This is a genomic window from Roseateles sp. P5_D6 (assembly GCF_054049415.1).
Window position 1 is genome coordinate 26,689 of the sequence record NZ_JBFUMK010000029.1, and the last position, 17,651, is coordinate 44,339.

Genomic DNA, 17,651 nt, shown 5'->3' on the forward strand with positions numbered 1-17,651 from the left:
TCCATTCACTGCCCCCCGAGGGGGCGCGTCAGCGCCTTCGGGCGGCCGGGCGGCGCTGACATGGACCGCCTGATGTGCCTCCACGCCCAGACCAGCGGCGAGCCCGTCGAGGTCCACGTCAACGGCGTGCCCGTGCTGAGCCTGCCGGCCGGCGCGGGCAGCCAGTCGGTCACGGTGCACGAATACCTGCAAAACGGCAGCAACCGCATCACGCTGGTCGTCGCGCCACCGCCCATCGCGCAGGCCGTGGCCGCGCCGAACGCACCCGCCCAGCCCCGCATGGCCGCGCGCGCCGCCCAGGCGCGTGCCCGCCTCGTGCTGTTGCGCCAAGGCAAGAGCCTGGCCGACGAGGCCGTGCGCGTGCTGGCCGAGGTGGCCTGGGGCATCGAGGAGGGTCAGGGCTTCGAGGCGCCCACCGTCGTGCACCAGGACCTGGAGCTGCCGGTTGGCTTCCCGCGCTGGCGCTGGCTGGACGCCCCCGTGCTCAACCCCGGCCCGCAGGACCGCCAGACCGTGCTCGCCGCCGTGCAGCGCCTCGCTTTCGACCTTTCACGCGGCTACCCTGACAGCTTTCTCGCCGCCTGCCGCCTCAAGCTGGAGGAGGTCGACCAGGCCTACCAGCGCCCTGCCGGCCAGGGCGTCACCGCCTTGCGCGAGCAGGTGCAGCAGCTTTGGCAGGCGGGAGCTCTGGCGACGCTGCAGCCGCCCATGACGGAGAACCTGCTGCTGCGCGTGGTGGCCGGCGGGCGCCTGCTGGAATGCCTCAATCCCCTGGGCGCCCCAGTGCTCAGCAGCCAGAACGACGATGCAACGCTCGGCAACATCGCATGGCCGCTGCGGCTGACCCTGATCGAAGGCAAGGTTTATGTGCTCAGATGAGCATCCATACCCGCTTTGCAGGGGTCGTCGCAGACCCATGCCGCGCTGAGAATCAGTCACCATGATTCGCCTCAACGTCACCACCTTCAACGGGCTGCCTGTGAGCCAGCCGCTGTCCGCCCAGTTCGACGAACTCGGCGGCGACATCGGCCGCGCGGACACCAACCAGCTGGTGCTGCCCGACCCCGAGCGCACGATCTCGCGCGTGCACGCCCGCGTGCTGTTCCGCGCCAGCAGCGGTTTCGGCATCGTCGACCAGGGCAGCAATGCCATCAGCGTGAACGGCGTCCAGCTCGGCAAGGGCCGCGAGGCGGCCATCAAGCCGGGCGACCAGATCCAGATCGGCGGCTATGTCCTCGTCGTCGAAGCCGGCAACCCCAGCGGCGCCGCGGCCGACCCCTTTGCCGACTTCTTCGGCATGGCGCCGGCCACGGCCCTGACCCAGCCCGGCATTCGCCGTGACGTGGCGGCCGCCGACCCGCTCGGCCTTTTCGGCGGCCCCAACCCTCCCGCCCCGCCCGCGCCTGCGCCGTCTTTCACCGCACCGCCACCGCCCGCGGCGATGGGTGGCATCCCGGCCGATTGGGACCCCTTCGCGCCGGTGGCCGCACCCAGGCAGGCAGCCGCCCCGGCGCCTTCGGCCGGCGCACGTGCCCTTGGCCTGGACCTGGGCGCCGGCGCGCCCGCACCGTTGATCCCCGACCTGCCCGGTGCCAGCAGCGGCCGCGGTGCCGCCGGCGATTCGCTGGACATGCTGTTCGGCCTGGGCGCGCCCACGCCCGCCAGCAACAACCCGCTGGCCCAATCCCTGCTCGGCGAGGCCGTCGCCCAGCCCAATATGGCGGGCCATGCCGACCCGATGCAGGCCCTGGGCATGCTGCCCGCCGCGGCCGGGCAGGCGCTGCCGGACACGACCTCGGAGCTGAACCGGCCTTTCATTGCGCCCAACGCGCCGGCATCGTCGACAGCGACGGGCCAGCGGCCCCGGCCGCCGGCCGCCTCCATGGCTGCGCTGAATGCCCTGGATCCATCCGGCACGCTGTCGGGCGCCGTCGTGTCCTGGAACGACAGCGCCGGCGAGGGCCGCACCATCATCCGGGCGGGCAAGAAGCCCGAAGCCGCCGCGCCCGTGGCCGCGCCCGCCGCACCGCTGATGCCGCCGCCCCCTCCGCCGGCCATGGCAGCACCGGTCGCCCAGCCCACACCCATGGCTCCAGGCATGCCCGCCGATCAAGCCGCCCTGTTGGCCGCCTTCCGTGAAGGCCTGGGGATTCCCAACCTGCCGGCCGGTGGTCTCACGCCCGAGTTCATGCGGTTGCTGGGCCAGCTCGTCCACGAGTCGGCGCGCGGCACGGTGGATCTGCTGGTCGCTCGTGCGGCCCTGAAGCGCGAAGTACGCGCCGAGGCCACCATGATCGTCGCCAAGGAGAACAACCCGCTGAAGTTCTCACCCACGGCCGAGGTGGCGCTCGGCCACCTGCTTGGGCCGTCGGTGCGCGGCTTCATCGAACCCCATCGCGCCCTGCGCGACGCCTTCGACGACCTGCGCGCTCACCAGCTCGCCTTCCTGGCAGGCATGCGCGCGGCGCTCGAAGGCCTGCTGCAGCGCTTCGACCCCGCCCAGCTGGAATCGCGGCTGACGCAGAAGTCGGTGCTGTCCAGCCTGCTGCCCGCGGCGCGCAAGGCCCAGCTCTGGTCGGTGTTCCAGAACGAATACCAGCAGATCGCCGGTGAACTGTCGGACGACTTCCACCAGGTCTTCGGGCGCGAGTTCCTGCGCGCCTATGAAGCGCAGCTCGACGCGCTTGAGCAAGAACAACGATAGAAGGAGCCCCGTGCAAATCGAGCTCGCATTGATGTCGGAACAGGGCGGCCGCGACTACAACGAGGACGCCTGCGGCCACTGGCATTCCGAGCGCTACCTGTGCTGTGTGCTGGCCGATGGCGCTGGCGGCCATGGCGGCGGCGACATCGCGTCCAAGCTCGCCGTCAGCCATGTGCTGCAGGGCTATGCCAGCCTGCCCGCCCACCACCCGCAGGCGCTGGAAGCCCTGCTGGCGGACACCAACCGCGAGCTGCTCGCCCAGCGCGCCGCCAACCCGCAGCTGCGCAATATGCATTCCACGGTGGTCGTGCTGTCCATCGACCTGCAGGAGCGCACCGCGCTGTGGGGCCACTGCGGCGACTCGCGCTTCTATGCCTTCCGCGATGGCGTTCTCGCCCAGCGCACGCGCGACCACAGCCTGGTGCAGTCCCTCATCGACGGCGGCCTGCTTGACGAGGCCGGTGCTCGGGTACATCCCAAGCGCAGCGAGCTCTACTCGGCCCTGGGCACCCAGGGCGAGGATCTGCACATCAGCGTCGCGCCCCAACCCTGGCCGTTGGAGGGTCGCGAGGCCCTGATGCTGTGCACCGACGGCCTGTGGGAATGGCTGACCGACGACGAGATCGCCATCGCGCTGTCCTTTGCGGCAGAGCCGCAAGCCTGGCTGAACGACCTCGGCCAGCGCGTGCGGCTGGCCGCGGCCGACAAGCCCAACCACGACAACTTCACCGGCCTGGCCCTCTGGCTCAGGCCCGATTGAGGAGACCGTCATGCCTCAACACGTCTGCAAGGGTGCCCAGCTGATGTGCACCTTCGGCTCCAAGCCCAGCGCGCTGGAAGTGCTGCCGCTGAACAAGATGAAGACCAGCAACCAGTTTGCGGCCAACATCATGGACAACAAGCCCATGGTGAACATCCAGCCCTTCGGCCCGTGCAAGAGCATGGCCAACCCGACGGTCGCCGCAGCCACCGCGGCCGCCACGGCGGCGGCGCAGGGCGTGTTCACGCTGACGCCCATGCCCTGCGTGCCGGTCTTTCCCGCGCCCTGGGTGCCAGGCGCCCCGACCGTCATGCTGGCCAATATGCCGGTGCTGAACAACACCTCCAAGCTGATGTGCGCCTATGCCGGCGTCGTCAGCATCGTGTCACCCGGTCAGATGACCGAGATGGTTCCGTAGCCCTGTCGCCGCGATGGCAAAAGCCGCCCGCGGGCGGCTTTCTCTTTTTGGGCCGAGCGCTGGGCCGCTCCCGAGCCGGCCCGTGTGGCGATGTGCTTGCGGCTCAATGCCGCAAGCATCGCCGTCCCCTCGGGGGACCGGTTGGGCACGCCCGCGTTCAGCGCGGCGAGACCGGACGAGGGGCTTCTTATTTACGCCCAATTTCGACGCGCCGGTTTTCGTCGGCATTGGGCTTGGCGGGGTTCTTCGGGTCCTTGGAGCCCACGCCCTCGATGACGAGCAGGGCCGGATCGGTGCCCTTGGCGACGAGATAGTCGCGCACCGACTCGGCTCGCTTGATGGACAGGGCCTGATTGGCCTGCGGCGTGCCCGAGGCGTCGGCGTGGCCGATGACGCGCACCTTGCGGTCGCTGTTCTTCTTGGTCTTGAGCACGTCGGCGAAGACGTCGAGCTGTTTCTTCAGCACAGGCGGCAGTTCGGCCGAGCCCACCTTGAAGGCCGTGGCCGGCAGCGAGTACTTGATGGCCGGCTTGAAGCCCATGCACTTGAAGCCCGAAGCCTCCAGTTCCTTGCACTTGTCGTCAGGGAACAGGCCTTCGGCGATGGACTCTGCCGTGGGCACGGTCTTGCCCAGGTCGACCGCGTCGGCAGCGGACGCCGCCGGAGGGGGAATCTCCGGCGTCTGGGCTGCCGCACTCAGGGTGAGACCGCACAAGGAAAGGATCAGGAGGGGGCGAAACTTCTTCATGACGGGTACTCGTGTGGCGGAATGAACCGCTGTCTGAGTGACCGTCGCTGCCGATTGGTTCCCGATGGAGCGGGGAACCAAGCGCGCCCCACAGTCACTCAGTGCCTGATCGCAGGCCGCCGTGGCTGCTTACCGTCTGTTTTTCTGCTCCATTGAGGCGATCCCATCCATGACCTGGCGTGACCGAGTGATCTGGACGGAGGGCATGTTCCTCCAGCCGCAGCACTTCCAGCAGCACGACCGCCACTGGGAGCACCAGTGGCGCCAACGCCTGCAGCAGGCCGTGGCCTATGCCTGGGGCTTCGGTGCCCTGAGCCTGGACGAGGCCTCGTTGACACTGGGGAAGGTGGGCCTGGCTTCGGCACAGGGCCTGCTGCCCGACGGCACGGCCTTCTCCGCCCCCGGCGGCGATGCCGCACCCGCGGCCCTGGACATCCCGGCCGATGCCCGCAACGAGATCGTCGTGCTGGCCGTCACGCTGCAGCGCCCGGGCGTCGTCGAGACCGATGCCGAACAGGCCGCCGGCGCCATGGGCCCGCGCTTCATGGCCGCCGAGGTCAATGTCGGCGACAGCAATTCCCAGCTCGACCGCGACGCCGCCTTGCAGATCGGCCGGCTCAACCTGCGCCTGATGCTGCAACGCGATGCCGGTGAGGGCTACGCCACGTTGGGCGTGGCCCGCGTCGTCGAGCGCCGTGCCGACAACCGCGTCGTGCTGGACCCCAGCTTCGTGCCGCCGCTGCTGCATGCGCCGGCCCACCCGGTGCTGGACGGTTATGTGCGCGAACTCTGCGGCCTGCTGAACCAGCGCGGTGAAGCGCTTGCCGCCCGCCTGGCCGCTCCCGGCCGCGGCGGTGTCGGCGAGATCTCGGACTTCCTGCTGCTGGAAGCCGTCAACCGCAACCAGGCCCTGTTCAACCACCTGCGCTCAGTCTCGCTGCTGCACCCGGAGCGGCTTTACAGCGACTGCCTGACGCTGGCCGGCGACCTCGCCACCTTCCGCGACAGCCGCCGCCCGGCCCAATACGCCGAGTATGTGCACGACGACCTCGCCGCCACCTTCCGCCCGGTCATCGACGACCTGCGCCAGTCGCTGTCGATGGTGATGGAGCAGACCGCCATCCCCATCGAGCTGCAGGACCGCGCCTACGGCGTGCGCGTCGCCCTCATCCCCGACGTGCAATTGCAGCGCAGCGCCACCTTCGTGCTGGCCGTGTCGGCCCAGCTGCCCGGCGACGCGCTGCGGGCGCGCTTCCCCACCCAGGTCAAGATCGGCCCGGTCGAGCGCATCCGCGACCTCGTCAACCTGCAGCTGCCCGGCGTCACGCTGCGCCCGCTGCCGGTCGCGCCGCGCCAGATCCCCTATCACGCGGGCCACAACTACTTCGAGCTGGAGACCCGCGGCAACGAGCTGTGGAAGCAGCTCGAAAGCTCGGGCGGCCTGGCCATGCACATCGCCGGCGAGTTCCCCGGCCTTGAGCTGGAGTTCTGGGCCATCCGTGCCTGACCCCCTCTCACCCTGATCCCTGATCGGTCCGCCCCATGAGCGATCCCAACAACGACGACCCCTTCGCCGCCTTCGGGCAGGACCGCACCGTCATCAAGCCCAGCGCGGGCCGGGCGGCGACGACGGCGCCCCAGCCGCCGGTCCGGCCGGCCGCGGCCCCAGGCCACGCGCYAGCCGGCATTCCCGCCGGCCCGATCGGGAAAGAGGCCCCGATGGCGCTGGAGGCACTCACCACCGCCAGCCTCAACCCGCTGGTGGCCGCCGCCATGCCGCTGCTGTCAGCAGCGCCGCGCGTGCGCCACAGCGCCCAGCATCCCAACCCCGCCGGGCTGAAGGAGGCCCTGGCCGAAGGCATCCGCGCCTTCGAGGCCAAGGCGCGTGCGGAAGGCCTGCCCAACGAGCAGGTCATTGCCGGCCGCTACATCCTGTGCACCCTGCTCGACGAATCGGCCGCCAGCACGCCCTGGGGCGGCTCGGGCGCCTGGGCGGCGCAGAGCCTCTTGGTGCAGTTCCACAACGAGTCCTGGGGCGGTGAGAAGGTCTTCGCGCTGATGGCCAAGCTGGCCGAGAACGTGCCGGCCAACCGCAACCTGCTGGAGCTGCTCTACGTCTGCCTGGCCTTCGGCTTCGAGGGCCGCTACCGCGTCGTCGACAACGGCCGCGCCCAGCTCGACGGCGTGCGCGCCCGACTGGCGCAGATGCTGCGGCAAGGCCTCAACCCCGACCCGGCGCTGTCACCACGCTGGCAGGGTGCCGAGCCCGGCGAGGGCGGCCTGCGCCAGAAGCTGCCGCTCTGGGTCATCTGGGCCGCCACGGCCCTGGTGCTGCTGCTGGTCTACATCGGGCTGCGCTTCAGCATCAATGGCGCCTCGGATTCGGTGTTCGCCACGCTGCGCGGCTTCGACGTCAAGACCGCCGCGGTCGCCGCGCCCACGCCGCCACCCGCAGCGCCGCGCCTGGCCGGCCTGTTGGACCTCGACGTCAAGGCCGGCCTGGTGCAGGTCAATGACCTGGCCGACCGCTCCATCGTCATCATCAAGGGCGACGGCCTGTTCAACCCCGGCAGCGCCGAGGTGTCGTCGGAGCTGCGGCCGCTGGTGCTGCGCATCGGCGAGGCGCTGCAGCGCATGAAGGGCCAGGTGCAGATCACCGGCCATACCGACAACCAGCCCATCCGCTCGCTGCGCTTCCCGTCCAACTGGCATCTGTCGCAGGCCCGCGCCGAGGCCTTCCGCAACCTGCTGGCCGAGCGCGTCGAGATCGGCCGGCTGCGTGCCGAAGGGCGAGCCGATGCTGAGGCCGTGGCCGACAACGCCACTCCCGCCGGTCGAGCCAAGAACCGCCGCGTCGAGGTGACGCTGATGGTGCAGGACCGTTGATCATGAAAAAAGTCCTGTCCTTCCTGTTCCACCCCGTCACGCTCGGCGTGTTCGGCCTGCTCGTCATCTCGGCCCTGGTCTGGTGGGTCGGCCCACTGATCGCCTTCGGCGAGCACCGGCCGCTGGACACCAGCCTCTCGCGCTGGATTGCCCTGGCCATCGTCTGGCTGCTGGGCGGCCTGCGCCTGGTGTGGACGCAGATGCGCCGCCGCCGCATCAACGCCGCCCTCGTCAAAGGCATGGGCTCCGGGCCTTCGGCTGCAGCCAAGGAAGAGGTGGTGCTGCAGGAGCGCTTCACGCAGGCGCTGGGCCTGCTGAAGAAGGCGCCGGGCGCCAAGAAGGGCCTGTTCGGCGGCAGCTCGCTGTATGACCTGCCCTGGTACATCTTTGTCGGCGCACCGGGCTCGGGCAAGACGACGGCGCTGCTGAATGCAGGCCTGAACTTCCCGCTGACCGAGAAGCTCGGCCAGGCCAGCGTGCGCGGCGTGGGCGGCACGCGCAACTGCGAATGGTGGTTCAGCGACGAGGCGGTGCTCATCGACACCGCCGGCCGCTACGCCACGCAGGACTCCGACAAGGAGACCGATGCCGCGGCCTGGAACACCTTCCTCGACCTGCTGCGCAAGGCGCGCCCGCGCCGCCCCATCAACGGCGTGCTGCTGACGGTCAGCGTGCAGGACCTGCTGGCCCTGCCCCCGGACCAGCGCAAGGAGCAGGCCTCGCGCGTGCGCGGCCGCATGCAGGAGCTGCAGCAGCGCCTGGGCGTGCGCGCGCCGGTCTATGTGATGGTCACCAAGTGCGACCTGCTGGCCGGCTTCAACGAGACCTTCGGCCCCATGGGCAAGGAGGAACGCGACCAGGTCTTCGGCTTCAGTTTCCCGGTGTCCATGGCGCCCGGCGAGGAGACGCTGGCCAACTTCGGCAGCGAGTTCGCGTCGCTGGAGAAGCGCCTGCGCGAGCGCCTCATCGAACGCATGGAAGCCGAGAGCGACACCCTCAAGCGCGCCACCCTGTTCGCCTTCCCGCAGCAGTTCGGTGGGCTCAAGGGGCTGCTGGGCGGCTACCTGGAGACCGTCTTCGGCGGCAGCGGTGCGCTCGACGAAGCCCCGCGCCTGCGCGGCGTCTACTTCACCAGCGGCACGCAGGAGGGCACGCCCATCGACCGCGTGCTCGGCGCGCTGGCCCGCACCTTTGGCGTCGAACGGCGCCTCACGCCACCCGCCGCGGCCAAGGGCCGCAGCTATTTCCTGAATCACCTGCTGCGCAAGGTCGTGTTCGTCGAGCAAGGCCTGGTGGGCCAGAACGCCCAGGTCGAGCGCCGCAGCGCGCGGCTGCGCCTGGCCGGCCTGGCGACCCTGGGCCTCGTCACGCTGACGTTGCTGGTCGGCTGGGGCTTCAGCTACTTCGGCAACCAGCGCTACATCACCGACATCGAGGCCAAGCTGCCGGCCCTGCAGGACACCATCAAGGCCCTGCCGCCGACCAGCGGCAGCGACCCCTCGGCCCTGCCCGAGGCCTTGGCTGCCATCCGCGACGCGGCCCAGCCGCCCGGCTTCGCACTCGACAACCCGCCGCTGTCCCTGGGCTTCGGCCTCTTCCAGGGCGACAAGCTCGACGCCGGCGCCCAGGTCTCCTACCACCGTCTGCTGCAGCGCGGCCTTGCGCCGCGCGTCGCGGCCCGGCTGGAGGAGAGGCTGCGCACCGCCAACCGCGACAACCTCGAGTTCGCCTACGAGTCGCTGAAGGCCTACCTGATGCTCTACACACCCGAGCATCTTGACGCTCCAGGCCTGCAGGCCTGGGTGGGCCTGGACTGGGACGCCAACCTCGAAGGCAGCCTGGGCGCCGAGAAGGTGGCGCTGCTGAAGAACCACCTCGACGCCTTGCTGTCGCGCGGCGCCTTCGAAGTGGCCCAGCCCATGGACAAGACGCTGGTGTCCAGCGTGCGCGAGATGCTGGGCGCCTACCCGCTGGAGTACCGCATCTTCAGCCGCCTGCGCCGCGCCCAGATCGACGGCGACCTGCCGCCCTTCACGGTGGCGGCCGCGGCCGGCCCGCAGAGCCCTAACGTCTTCGTGCGTGCCAGCGGCCAGCCGCTGACCCAGGGCATCCCGGGCATGTTCACCAAGGACGGCTACAAGAAGGCCTTCCAGACCTCGGTGGACAAGACGGCCAAGCAGCTCGCCGACGAGGAGGCCTGGGTGCTGGGCACCAACGCGGCCACGGCCAAGCGGCAGGCGGCCGACAAGACCCTGGTGGAGCGCGTGCGCCGCCTCTACCTGGAGGAATACGTCAAGGTCTGGGACGCCTACCTGGCCGACGTGCGCCTCGTGAAGCTCAACGGCCTGGACCGCGGCATTGCCGTGTCGCGCCTGGTGTCGGCGGTGGATTCGCCGCTGGCCGCCTTCCTGCGCGCCGCGTCCAAGGAGACGACGCTGATCGACCCGGTCAGCAACGACAACACCATCAACAAGGAGCTGAACAAGCGCGCCGATGACGCCGTCTTTGCCAAGGGCGGCGAACTGGCCCGCCTGGCCGGGAACCAGGCCAAGGCGCCGACGTCCATCTCGCGCGACGGCCCGCTGGAGAAGATCGTCGACGACCACTTCGCCGCGCTGCGCCGCCTCGTGACCGGTACGCCGCCGCCGCTGGACGACGTGATGAAGATGTTCAACGAGGTCTATGTGCAGCTCAGCGCCGTGCAGGAGGCCTTGAAGAGCAAGTCACCGCCGCCCGCGGGTGGTGGTGGCGGCAAGCTCAAGGCCGCCGCCGGCCAGCAGCCCGAGCCACTGCGCGGTGCGCTGGAGACCCTGGCCGAGGCCGCCGACAACCAGAGCCGCCTGGTGGAGCGCCAGAGCCTGACCGGCGAACTGCAGCCCGTCAGCGAGTTCTGCAGCCGCGCCATCGCCGGCCGCTATCCGGTCGCACAGGGCTCCAAGGTCGACGTGCTGCCGGAGGACTTCGGCCAGTTCTTCGCCCCCGGCGGCATGATGGATGACTTCTTCACGCGCAAGCTCAGCCCCCTGGTCGATGTCGGCACCAACCCCTGGAGCTTCCGGCCCACGGGAGATGGAGCGAAGCCGGTGTCGCCGGCGGCCCTGGCCGACTTCCAGCGCGCCACCCGCGTGCGCGAGGTCTTCTTCCGCGGCGGCGGCAAGGCCCCGGCCTTCCGCGTCGACGTGCGCGTGCTGGAGCTGAACGACGGCCTGAAGGAGTTGACGCTGGACATCGACGGCCAGGTCAGCAAGTTCACCGCCGGCAGCAACCAGGCGGTCAGCCTGCAATGGCCGGGCGCGCGCCTGAGTTCGCAGATCAAGCTCAGCGGCCAGCCGGGCGGCACGCCGGTCACCTTCGACGGCCCCTGGGCGCTGTTCCGCCTCTTCGACCGCTTCGAGGTGCAGGGCTCGCCGCAGCAGCCGGAGCGCTTCATCGTCGTCATCAACCTCGACGGCCACCGCGCCCGGCTGGAGGTCACGGCCAGCAGCGTCTTCAACCCCTTCCGGTTGCGCGAGCTGCAGCAGTTCCGCTGCCCGGGGGCGTTGTGAGCGGCGTTGCCGGTTGGTATGGCAAGTTGCCGGCGCTCGGCGATTTCGCGTCGCGCCGGCTGACTCCGGAATGGATCGCGCAGTGGGATGGCTGGCTGGCCGCCGGCCTGCACCAGTTGCGCCTGGACGCGCCCGATACCTGGCTGAACGACTACCTCGCCAGCCCGGCCTGGCGATTCGCGCTGCTGCCTGGTGCCTTGCCTGATGGCTCGGGTGAAGGTCTGCGTGTCGGCGTGATGATCCCTTCGGTAGACCGGGTGGGCCGCTACTTCCCCCTGGTCGTCATCAGCCCGCCTCTGCCACGCCCGAACGACGGCGCACAAGTTGCCGCGCTGTGGCAGTGGGCCGGCCAGATCGAGGAGATCGCCGTCAACGCGCTTCATGACGACTGGAGTGCCGAGACGCTGGACGCCGCCTTGGCCGACGTTCCGTCTCCGACCTCCCCGCCCGACAACGGCCTGCCGCCGGCCCTGGCCGCTCTGCTGAGTCAGGCCGCCTGGGACGGCCTGCAAGGCTGCAGCCTGTGGCTGCATGCCGGTGGCGGCCCGAGCGTGCAGCCCGCCCTCCCCCAAGGCGCGGCCTTCGCCGCCCTTTTCAGACCCGACTGAGGACGCCATGAGCGACTGGACCCCCAATTACGGCCAACTTTCGGCTCCCGCTCCTGCCTGGGCTGCCAAGCGGCCGATCCGCATTGCGCTGCTCGGCGACTTTGGTGCCGGCGCCGCCGCCGGCCGCCTGGACACCGGCGACGAGCTGGCCCGCCGGAAGCCGCGCGCCGTCGAATTCGATTCGCTCGAAGACTGGTTGGGCCAGCAGAACATCACGCTGAACCTTCCGGTGGGCACCGACGGCGCGCCGGTCGAAATCCCGCTGGCCGACCTGGACTCCTTCCATCCCGACACGCTGTTCCGCGAGCTCGACCTGTTCAAGAAGCTCAATGACCTGCGCAAACGCCTCAACAACACCGCCAGCTTCGACAAGGCCGCCGCCGAGGTCGCCAAGTTCGCCGGCAGCACCCAGAAGGCCTCGCGCGCGGGCCGCGGCGCGCGCGCTCGCGGCGCCAGCCCGTCGGCCGGCGCCCGGCTGGACGATTTCGCGCGACTGACCGGCCGCGCGAGCGCCCCTGACAGCGGCGGCGGCATCGACACGCTGCTGCGCAACGTCATCGGCCCCTTCGTCGTGCCGGCGGCCAAGCCCGAGAAGGCGGGTCTGTTGAACACGTTGGACGCCGCGATTGCCGACGGCATGCGTGCCGTGCTGCACCAGGCCGACTTCCAGGCCACCGAGTCGCTGTGGCGCGGCGTCGACTTCCTGCTTCGCCGCCTGGAGACCGGGCCGATGCTGCAGGTGCATCTCATCGACATCAGCGCCGAGGAGTTCGCCGCCGACCTGAGCGCCAGCGACGACCTGACCGACAGCGGCCTGTACCGCCTGCTGGTGAGCAAGCCCGCCGAGGCCAAGGACGGCGGCTACACCTACGTCGCCGGCCTCTACCAGTTCGAGGCCACGCCGCCGCACACCGAGCTGCTGGGCCGCATGGCCAAGGTCGCCGCAGCGGCCGGTGCGACCTTCTTCACCGCGATGGCCGTGGACGAGCTCAGCAACCCGCGCGTGCCGCCGCACCCGCTGGTGGTGGACGCCTTCGCCGCGCTGCGCGGCCTGCCGGAGTCCAAGCGCCTGGCCCTGCTCGGCCCGCGCTTCCTGATGCGCCACCCCTACGGCAAGCGCAGCGATCCGATCTCATCCTTCGCCTTCGAGGAATTCACGATGGCCGACGGCCTGGGCGGGCTGCTGTGGGGTCACCCGGCGCTGCTGGCACTGACAGTGCTGGCCGGCCAGAACGGCGCGCCCAACGTCAACGACCTGCCCTTCCACCACTTCGTCGATGCCGACGGCGACAGCACGGCCCTGCCCTGCACCGAGCGTTTCATTTCCTCGATGGTGGCGACCGAACTGGGTCGCTACGGCATCAAGGCGCTGATGGCGCACAAGGGCGAGCCGCTGGTGCAGCTCACCGGCCCGGACACCGTGGCGGGTGTCTTCACGCCGCCGGCCGCCGGCGCCGCCAAGCCGGGCGCGCGCATGGGCGTGGAGCTGGCTGTGCGCAGCAAGCTGGCCGAGCCCGTCCAGCGGCCAGGGCGCAAGAGCGCCGCCAATGCCGAACCAGAAGCATCGGAAGAAGCGGCTGCGGATGCCGAGGCCCAGGCCGATACCACCACCACCGCTCTCGCATCGGACAGCCCGGACGACAGCAGCGACCTGGACGCTCTGCTCGCCGGCTTGAATTCGGATGACGCCGCGCCCGCACCCGAACCAGCGGCATCGGACAGCGACGACCTCGATGCGCTGCTCGCGAGCCTGAACGACGACAGCCCGGCGGCCGAATCTGCCGCCGCAGACAGCGAATCCGACGTGGATGCGGAACTGGAAGCGCTGTTGAAGTCACTGAGTTGATCGCAAGGGCAGTGATGACCCCGACGCTTGGAGTCAGCACGCCAGACACGCGCCGCAACGCATTCATCGAAGCTCCCGGTGCAGCATGACGCCGATGCCGGGAGCCTCGGCCACTCTTTTCAATCAACCGCCTACTAGGGGGAATGATGGCTCAGGTCAATCTGCCGCAGACGCTTGGCGTCGCTTACTGGGACAAGCAGAAATCCGCGCTGGCCAAGGCCGCGAAAGCCCCGGCCACCAAGTTGCCGGACGCGCTCAAGGAACTCACCAAGCAGCATCTCGCGCTCGACTGGGATGCCTACGGCACCGACAAGCTCAAGACCGCCGATGACGCCAAGGCCCGCGCCGCCGAGCTCGATGCGGCCGTCAAGGGCAAGATCAAGGCGCTGCTGAGCCAGGCGCAGACGGTGGAGACCGCGGCGACCAGCTTCGAGAGCGAAGCGAAAAAGGACAAGATCTTCCCCAAGGAGCCGCTCACGGCGGCAGCGGCCATCGTCAAGGCGGCCAAGGAGTACCGTGCCGACGTGGACACGGCCGTCACGGCGGCCCGCAAGGCGCTGGACGCCAAGACGCAGGAGCTGGCCGCGCAGAAGTCCGCCAGCGGCCCGAGCAGCGCCGTGGTCGCCAAGCAGACCAAGCTGCTGAAGAGCAAGCTGCTGACGGCCATCGCCCTGCTGCGCAAGCCCCAGCCCAACGCACGGCCGATGCGGTTCGTGATCGTGCTGGGCAAGACCAGTGCCAGCCTGGCCCTGGCCTATGCGGTCGGCCCCGCGCAGGAAAAGCTCCTCAAGGGCCTGATGCCCGGCGAAGCGCCCTTCAAGATCCTGAAGGACATGAAGGCCGTCGTGGTGTGGGAGAAGAACGCCCTCACCTTCGTCAGTGACCGCCTGGCCGGCACCACCCTCAAGAAGGTGCAGCTCTGGCTCAAGAAGCTGCTCAAGCTCAACTTGAAGATGCGGGTGCGCAAGTCGACCGGCGAGGTCGAGGAGACCGAAGGCGAGGACATCCCCGAACACCTGCTCAAGGCCGATCCGGCCGATGCCGCGGACGACCTCGGCCGCGAGGAGTTCGTGGAACGCATGGCCGCGCTGGATGCCGACATCAAGGCCGGCCTGCGCGGCCCCTCGGCGGCGCGCATCAAGGAGCTGATGGCCGAGATCGCCAAGCTGACCAAGGCCGACAAGTATGGCGATGCCGACGCCGAGCTCGACGAGATCGAGGCCCTGCTTGCCGGTGGCGAGGATGACGGGGCCGACGAGCAGGAGGACGAGCAGGACGCGGACGCGTCGACCGAGAAGGCGTCTGGCGGCGCGCAGGCCAGCTTCATGAAGCGCTTCGCTGGCCTGCAGGCGGGCATCAAGGCCGGGCTGGCCGGCGCAGACGCCGCCCGCCTCAAGGAGCTGGTGGCCGGCATCACCCAGCTGTCCAAGGCCGGCAAATTCGCCGACTCGGAGAAGGTGCTCGACGCGATCGAAGTGCTGCTGAAGAAGGGCAGCGGCGGCAGCCCAGGCTCTGGCAAGAGTGCCGCCCAGGCCATGGACGAATGGAAGACCCGCCGCGCGGCCGCAGTGAACTCGCTCAAGTCGGTCGCCACCAAGGTGGCCAATGCCAAGCATGCCAGCTCCGCCAAGGCCATCATCGAGCTGCAGGCGGTGATCAAGAACCTGACGGCCGAGCCGGCCACGCTGCAGCAGGTCAACGAGCTGCAGCGGTGGCTGGCCGACGACGACGTCGTCGCCGATGTCTGCGAACTGGCCGAAGACATCCGCACGCCGCTGCTGGGTGCCCTGAGCCAGCTGCGCACGGCCATCACGGCCTGAACGCCTCCATCCAACGGATCACAGGAGCTCAGTCATGGGAAAGACCAATCTCCGCGAAGTGCTCGAAGCCATCGGCTCGACCAAGGACGGGATGACCGAGGAGAAGGATGCTGTCGCGCTACTGGACATGCACCTGAAGGAAGTGCAGGGCTGCCAGCACACCGACGCTCTGGAAGACCTCGTCAAGGTGCGCGACGGCGCCAAGCGCGCCCTGGACATCACCTTCAAGGTGCGCACCGACAGCCAGTTGGCCCGCTCGCACGCCGAGCCGCTGGTGCAAGCGCTGGCGCCGCTGGAGCGGCTGATCGACCGGCTGCAGAAGGAGGCGCCAAAGGAGGCGCCGAAAGGCCCCAAGGCGCAGGCGCCCGTCAAGGGCAGCGAGCCCAAAGGCAAGGACGCTCCCGTGCCGGAAGTGCTGCCGCCGGCACTCAAGAATGTCCAGGAAGCCATGGAAAAGGGCGAACTGGCGGGCAAGCTGGCTGAACCCAAGTTCCGCGGCGAGGTGATGGACTACCTCGAGACCGTCAAGGGCAAGCCGACCGAGGGCGTGAAGAAGGAGCTGCTGAACGCGCTGCGGTCGGCGCCGAAGACGGACACGGCGCTGCGCCAGAAGGTGTTCGAGAAGGCCTTCGCCTGCTCGCTGGACAGCGTCAAGACCGACGACAACGGGGAAGCGCCGGCACCCGTGCCACCGCACGTCCTCGACAAGGCCGTGGACATCCTGGCGACCTTCCCTGCCGAGCATCTGCCCGAGAAGTGGAAGCTCAACGCTGTACCGGGAAAGGGAACGTCCGGCACCTACATCCCGGAGACGCAGCTTGCCCAGTTCGACTTCGGCGAGGACGATGCCAATTTCGATCAGGACTACCTCAACGCGGTGGCTGGCGATCCGCTGGAGGGGACCAAGTGCTTCGATGTGATGGTGCGCCATGAACTCGGCCACGCCGTCCACGCGACCAAGAACGGCAAGGCGTTGACCGACTCCATGGACGGCGGCCAGTGGCGTGGCCACAAGACGCTGGCCGCCGTCGTGACGGAGCTGGACGACCTCGTCACGTCCCTGGCTGCGGAACTCAAGTCCAGGCTCGACATGGCCGACGACGCCAAGCCCGAGCTGCTGCGCTGGCTGAACACCGTGCAGGCGACCAAGCTGCAAGGCAATGACGTCGGCCTGAAGCAGGACTTCGCGACCGCCACCTTCGAATTCTTCGGCCCCAAGTCCGAGGCCATGAAGAAGGTTGCGGCCCGCGGGCAGAAGATGACGGTGTTGAAGGACGCGCTCGACCTGGGCCAGGCCTTCTTCAAGGTCGTCCGCCAGGGCATCCAGCCCAACGCCTTCTTCAGCCTCGGCCCCGATCCCGTGGCGCACAACGGCCGCGTCTATCTGGATTCCGGCCTGGGCGACGACGGCTGGGTGAGCTTCGCCGCCCCCACGCGCAAGAAGATGGTCTCGATGTACCAGTACCGCGCCCCCGGCGAATGGTTTGCGGAGTTCTATGCCACCGTGAACAACGGCAATGCCGACGTTCGCAAGAAGGGCAAGTCAGCCTACCCCGCCGCCTATTCCTGGATGCAGGAAAAGGGCATGCTGGTCTACAAGGATTGAAGCCGCGCCCGGCGGGACATCGACGATGACGCCTGCACCGGATCGGGGGCCAGCAGCCCAGCTGCTGCAGCTGTTCGCCGTGCCGCTGGCGTTGGTGGAAGGCGTGCTGGACGAGGCCGCCAACGCCGAGCTGGCGGAATGGATCCTGCTGGAGCGCGAACTCGGCGAAGGTGTGCAACGCAGCGTCGTCGGCGGCTGGCATTCCCAGGCGGATCTGCCGGCACGGCGCGTGCAGCCCCTGGACGCCTTCTTCGGCACGCTCATCGAACAGGTGCGCGGCGTCCATGCCCGCGTCGGCAGCGGCGTGGACTACGAAGCCCGCTTCATGCTGCAGGCTTGGGCGACGGTGCTCGAACGCGGGCACTATGTGCAGGTCCACGATCACGTGGATGCGCACTGGTCGGCCGTGTACTACGTCGACGCGGGCGACTGCGACGACGCCGCCTCGGGCCGCATCAGCTGGATCAATCCGATCGGCTCGCACCGCTCCATGCCGGGCGCGGAGCTGATCCCGACGACCTTCAGCGTCACACCGCGCACCGGCTTGCTGGCCATCTTCCCCGGCTGGCTGAGGCACTCGGTGGAGCCCTACCAGGGCGACCGGCCGCGCATCGTCATCGCGGCCAACATCGAAGTGCAGCGCCGCGCGCGGTAAGCAGCCGGGGAACTTCCGGACCGGCGCAGTCACACATGGCGGCGCCTTGCATGCG

The 17,651-nt window shown here is 69.4% G+C and carries 13 protein-coding genes; 12 read left to right on the forward strand and 1 reads right to left on the reverse strand.

What is annotated here, in order from left to right:
• Positions 1–72 precede the first annotated feature (72 nt).
• The 4 genes from ACXJKM_RS27365 to ACXJKM_RS27380 all read left to right on the forward strand — a co-directional run bounded on the left by ACXJKM_RS27365 (position 73) and on the right by ACXJKM_RS27380 (position 3,882).
• Positions 73–879, forward strand: coding sequence for a hypothetical protein (locus ACXJKM_RS27365; RefSeq protein WP_457356282.1), 807 nt, complete (start codon positions 73–75; stop codon positions 877–879).
• Between the two features lie 61 nt (positions 880–940).
• A complete protein-coding gene (tagH, locus tag ACXJKM_RS27370; RefSeq protein ID WP_457356283.1) occupies positions 941–2,704 on the forward strand; it encodes a type VI secretion system-associated FHA domain protein TagH in 1,764 nt (587 codons plus the stop codon).
• Between the two features lie 10 nt (positions 2,705–2,714).
• Complete coding sequence (locus ACXJKM_RS27375; RefSeq protein WP_457356284.1) at positions 2,715–3,464, forward strand: PP2C family protein-serine/threonine phosphatase; 750 nt, start codon at positions 2,715–2,717, stop codon at positions 3,462–3,464.
• A 10-nt stretch (positions 3,465–3,474) separates the two neighbouring features.
• The gene (locus ACXJKM_RS27380) at positions 3,475–3,882 is read left to right on the forward strand and encodes a DUF4280 domain-containing protein (RefSeq protein WP_057297205.1); all 408 of its coding nucleotides are present in this window, start codon (positions 3,475–3,477) and stop codon (positions 3,880–3,882) included.
• Positions 3,883–4,069: 187 nt separating this feature from the next.
• Here the strand turns inward: ACXJKM_RS27380 and ACXJKM_RS27385 are convergent, their stop codons facing one another.
• Positions 4,070–4,630 (reverse strand): OmpA family protein, encoded by a 561-nt coding sequence (locus ACXJKM_RS27385; protein WP_457356286.1) that lies wholly within the window; start codon positions 4,628–4,630, stop codon positions 4,070–4,072.
• A gap of 169 nt (positions 4,631–4,799) precedes the next feature.
• Here ACXJKM_RS27385 and tssK point away from each other — a divergent pair, with 169 nt between their 5' ends.
• The 8 genes from tssK to ACXJKM_RS27425 all read left to right on the forward strand — a co-directional run bounded on the left by tssK (position 4,800) and on the right by ACXJKM_RS27425 (position 17,596).
• A complete protein-coding gene (tssK, locus tag ACXJKM_RS27390) occupies positions 4,800–6,137 on the forward strand; it encodes a type VI secretion system baseplate subunit TssK (protein ID WP_056194134.1) in 1,338 nt (445 codons plus the stop codon).
• Between the two features lie 35 nt (positions 6,138–6,172).
• On the forward strand, positions 6,173–7,516 hold the full coding sequence (locus tag ACXJKM_RS27395) for a DotU family type VI secretion system protein (RefSeq protein ID WP_457356287.1): 1,344 nt from the start codon (positions 6,173–6,175) through the stop codon (positions 7,514–7,516).
• Between the two features lie 2 nt (positions 7,517–7,518).
• Positions 7,519–11,061 (forward strand): type VI secretion system membrane subunit TssM, encoded by a 3,543-nt coding sequence (gene tssM, locus ACXJKM_RS27400; protein WP_457356288.1) that lies wholly within the window; start codon positions 7,519–7,521, stop codon positions 11,059–11,061.
• Complete coding sequence (tagF, locus tag ACXJKM_RS27405) at positions 11,058–11,669, forward strand: type VI secretion system-associated protein TagF (RefSeq protein ID WP_457356289.1); 612 nt, start codon at positions 11,058–11,060, stop codon at positions 11,667–11,669. The genes tssM and tagF overlap by 4 nt, the downstream gene beginning before the upstream one ends.
• A 7-nt stretch (positions 11,670–11,676) precedes the next feature.
• Positions 11,677–13,515: a type VI secretion system contractile sheath domain-containing protein gene (locus tag ACXJKM_RS27410; protein WP_457356290.1), complete on the forward strand. Its 1,839-nt coding sequence runs from the start codon at positions 11,677–11,679 to the stop codon at positions 13,513–13,515.
• Positions 13,516–13,661: 146 nt separating this feature from the next.
• The gene (locus ACXJKM_RS27415) at positions 13,662–15,335 is read left to right on the forward strand and encodes a hypothetical protein (RefSeq protein ID WP_457356291.1); all 1,674 of its coding nucleotides are present in this window, start codon (positions 13,662–13,664) and stop codon (positions 15,333–15,335) included.
• A 34-nt stretch (positions 15,336–15,369) separates the two neighbouring features.
• On the forward strand, positions 15,370–16,941 hold the full coding sequence (locus ACXJKM_RS27420) for a hypothetical protein (protein WP_457356292.1): 1,572 nt from the start codon (positions 15,370–15,372) through the stop codon (positions 16,939–16,941).
• A 25-nt stretch (positions 16,942–16,966) separates the two neighbouring features.
• Positions 16,967–17,596 carry a putative 2OG-Fe(II) oxygenase gene (locus ACXJKM_RS27425; protein ID WP_457356293.1) on the forward strand — a complete coding sequence of 210 codons (630 nt, stop codon included), beginning with the start codon at positions 16,967–16,969 and terminating at the stop codon, positions 17,594–17,596.
• Positions 17,597–17,651 lie beyond the last annotated feature (55 nt).

Excerpts from the sequence above, each read along its gene's own strand:
- ACXJKM_RS27365 (WP_457356282.1), top strand. The coding sequence starts at position 73 with ATGTGCCTCCACGCCCAGACCAGCGGCGAGCCCGTCGAGGTCCACGTC.
- tagH (WP_457356283.1), top strand. The coding sequence starts at position 941 with ATGATTCGCCTCAACGTCACCACCTTCAACGGGCTGCCTGTGAGCCAG.
- ACXJKM_RS27380 (WP_057297205.1), top strand. The coding sequence starts at position 3,475 with ATGCCTCAACACGTCTGCAAGGGTGCCCAGCTGATGTGCACCTTCGGC.
- ACXJKM_RS27385 (WP_457356286.1), bottom strand. The coding sequence starts at position 4,630 with ATGAAGAAGTTTCGCCCCCTCCTGATCCTTTCCTTGTGCGGTCTCACC.
- tssK (WP_056194134.1), top strand. The coding sequence starts at position 4,800 with ATGACCTGGCGTGACCGAGTGATCTGGACGGAGGGCATGTTCCTCCAG.
- tssM (WP_457356288.1), top strand. The coding sequence starts at position 7,519 with ATGAAAAAAGTCCTGTCCTTCCTGTTCCACCCCGTCACGCTCGGCGTG.
- ACXJKM_RS27410 (WP_457356290.1), top strand. The coding sequence starts at position 11,677 with ATGAGCGACTGGACCCCCAATTACGGCCAACTTTCGGCTCCCGCTCCT.
- ACXJKM_RS27415 (WP_457356291.1), top strand. The coding sequence starts at position 13,662 with ATGGCTCAGGTCAATCTGCCGCAGACGCTTGGCGTCGCTTACTGGGAC.
- ACXJKM_RS27420 (WP_457356292.1), top strand. The coding sequence starts at position 15,370 with ATGGGAAAGACCAATCTCCGCGAAGTGCTCGAAGCCATCGGCTCGACC.
- ACXJKM_RS27425 (WP_457356293.1), top strand. The coding sequence starts at position 16,967 with ATGACGCCTGCACCGGATCGGGGGCCAGCAGCCCAGCTGCTGCAGCTG.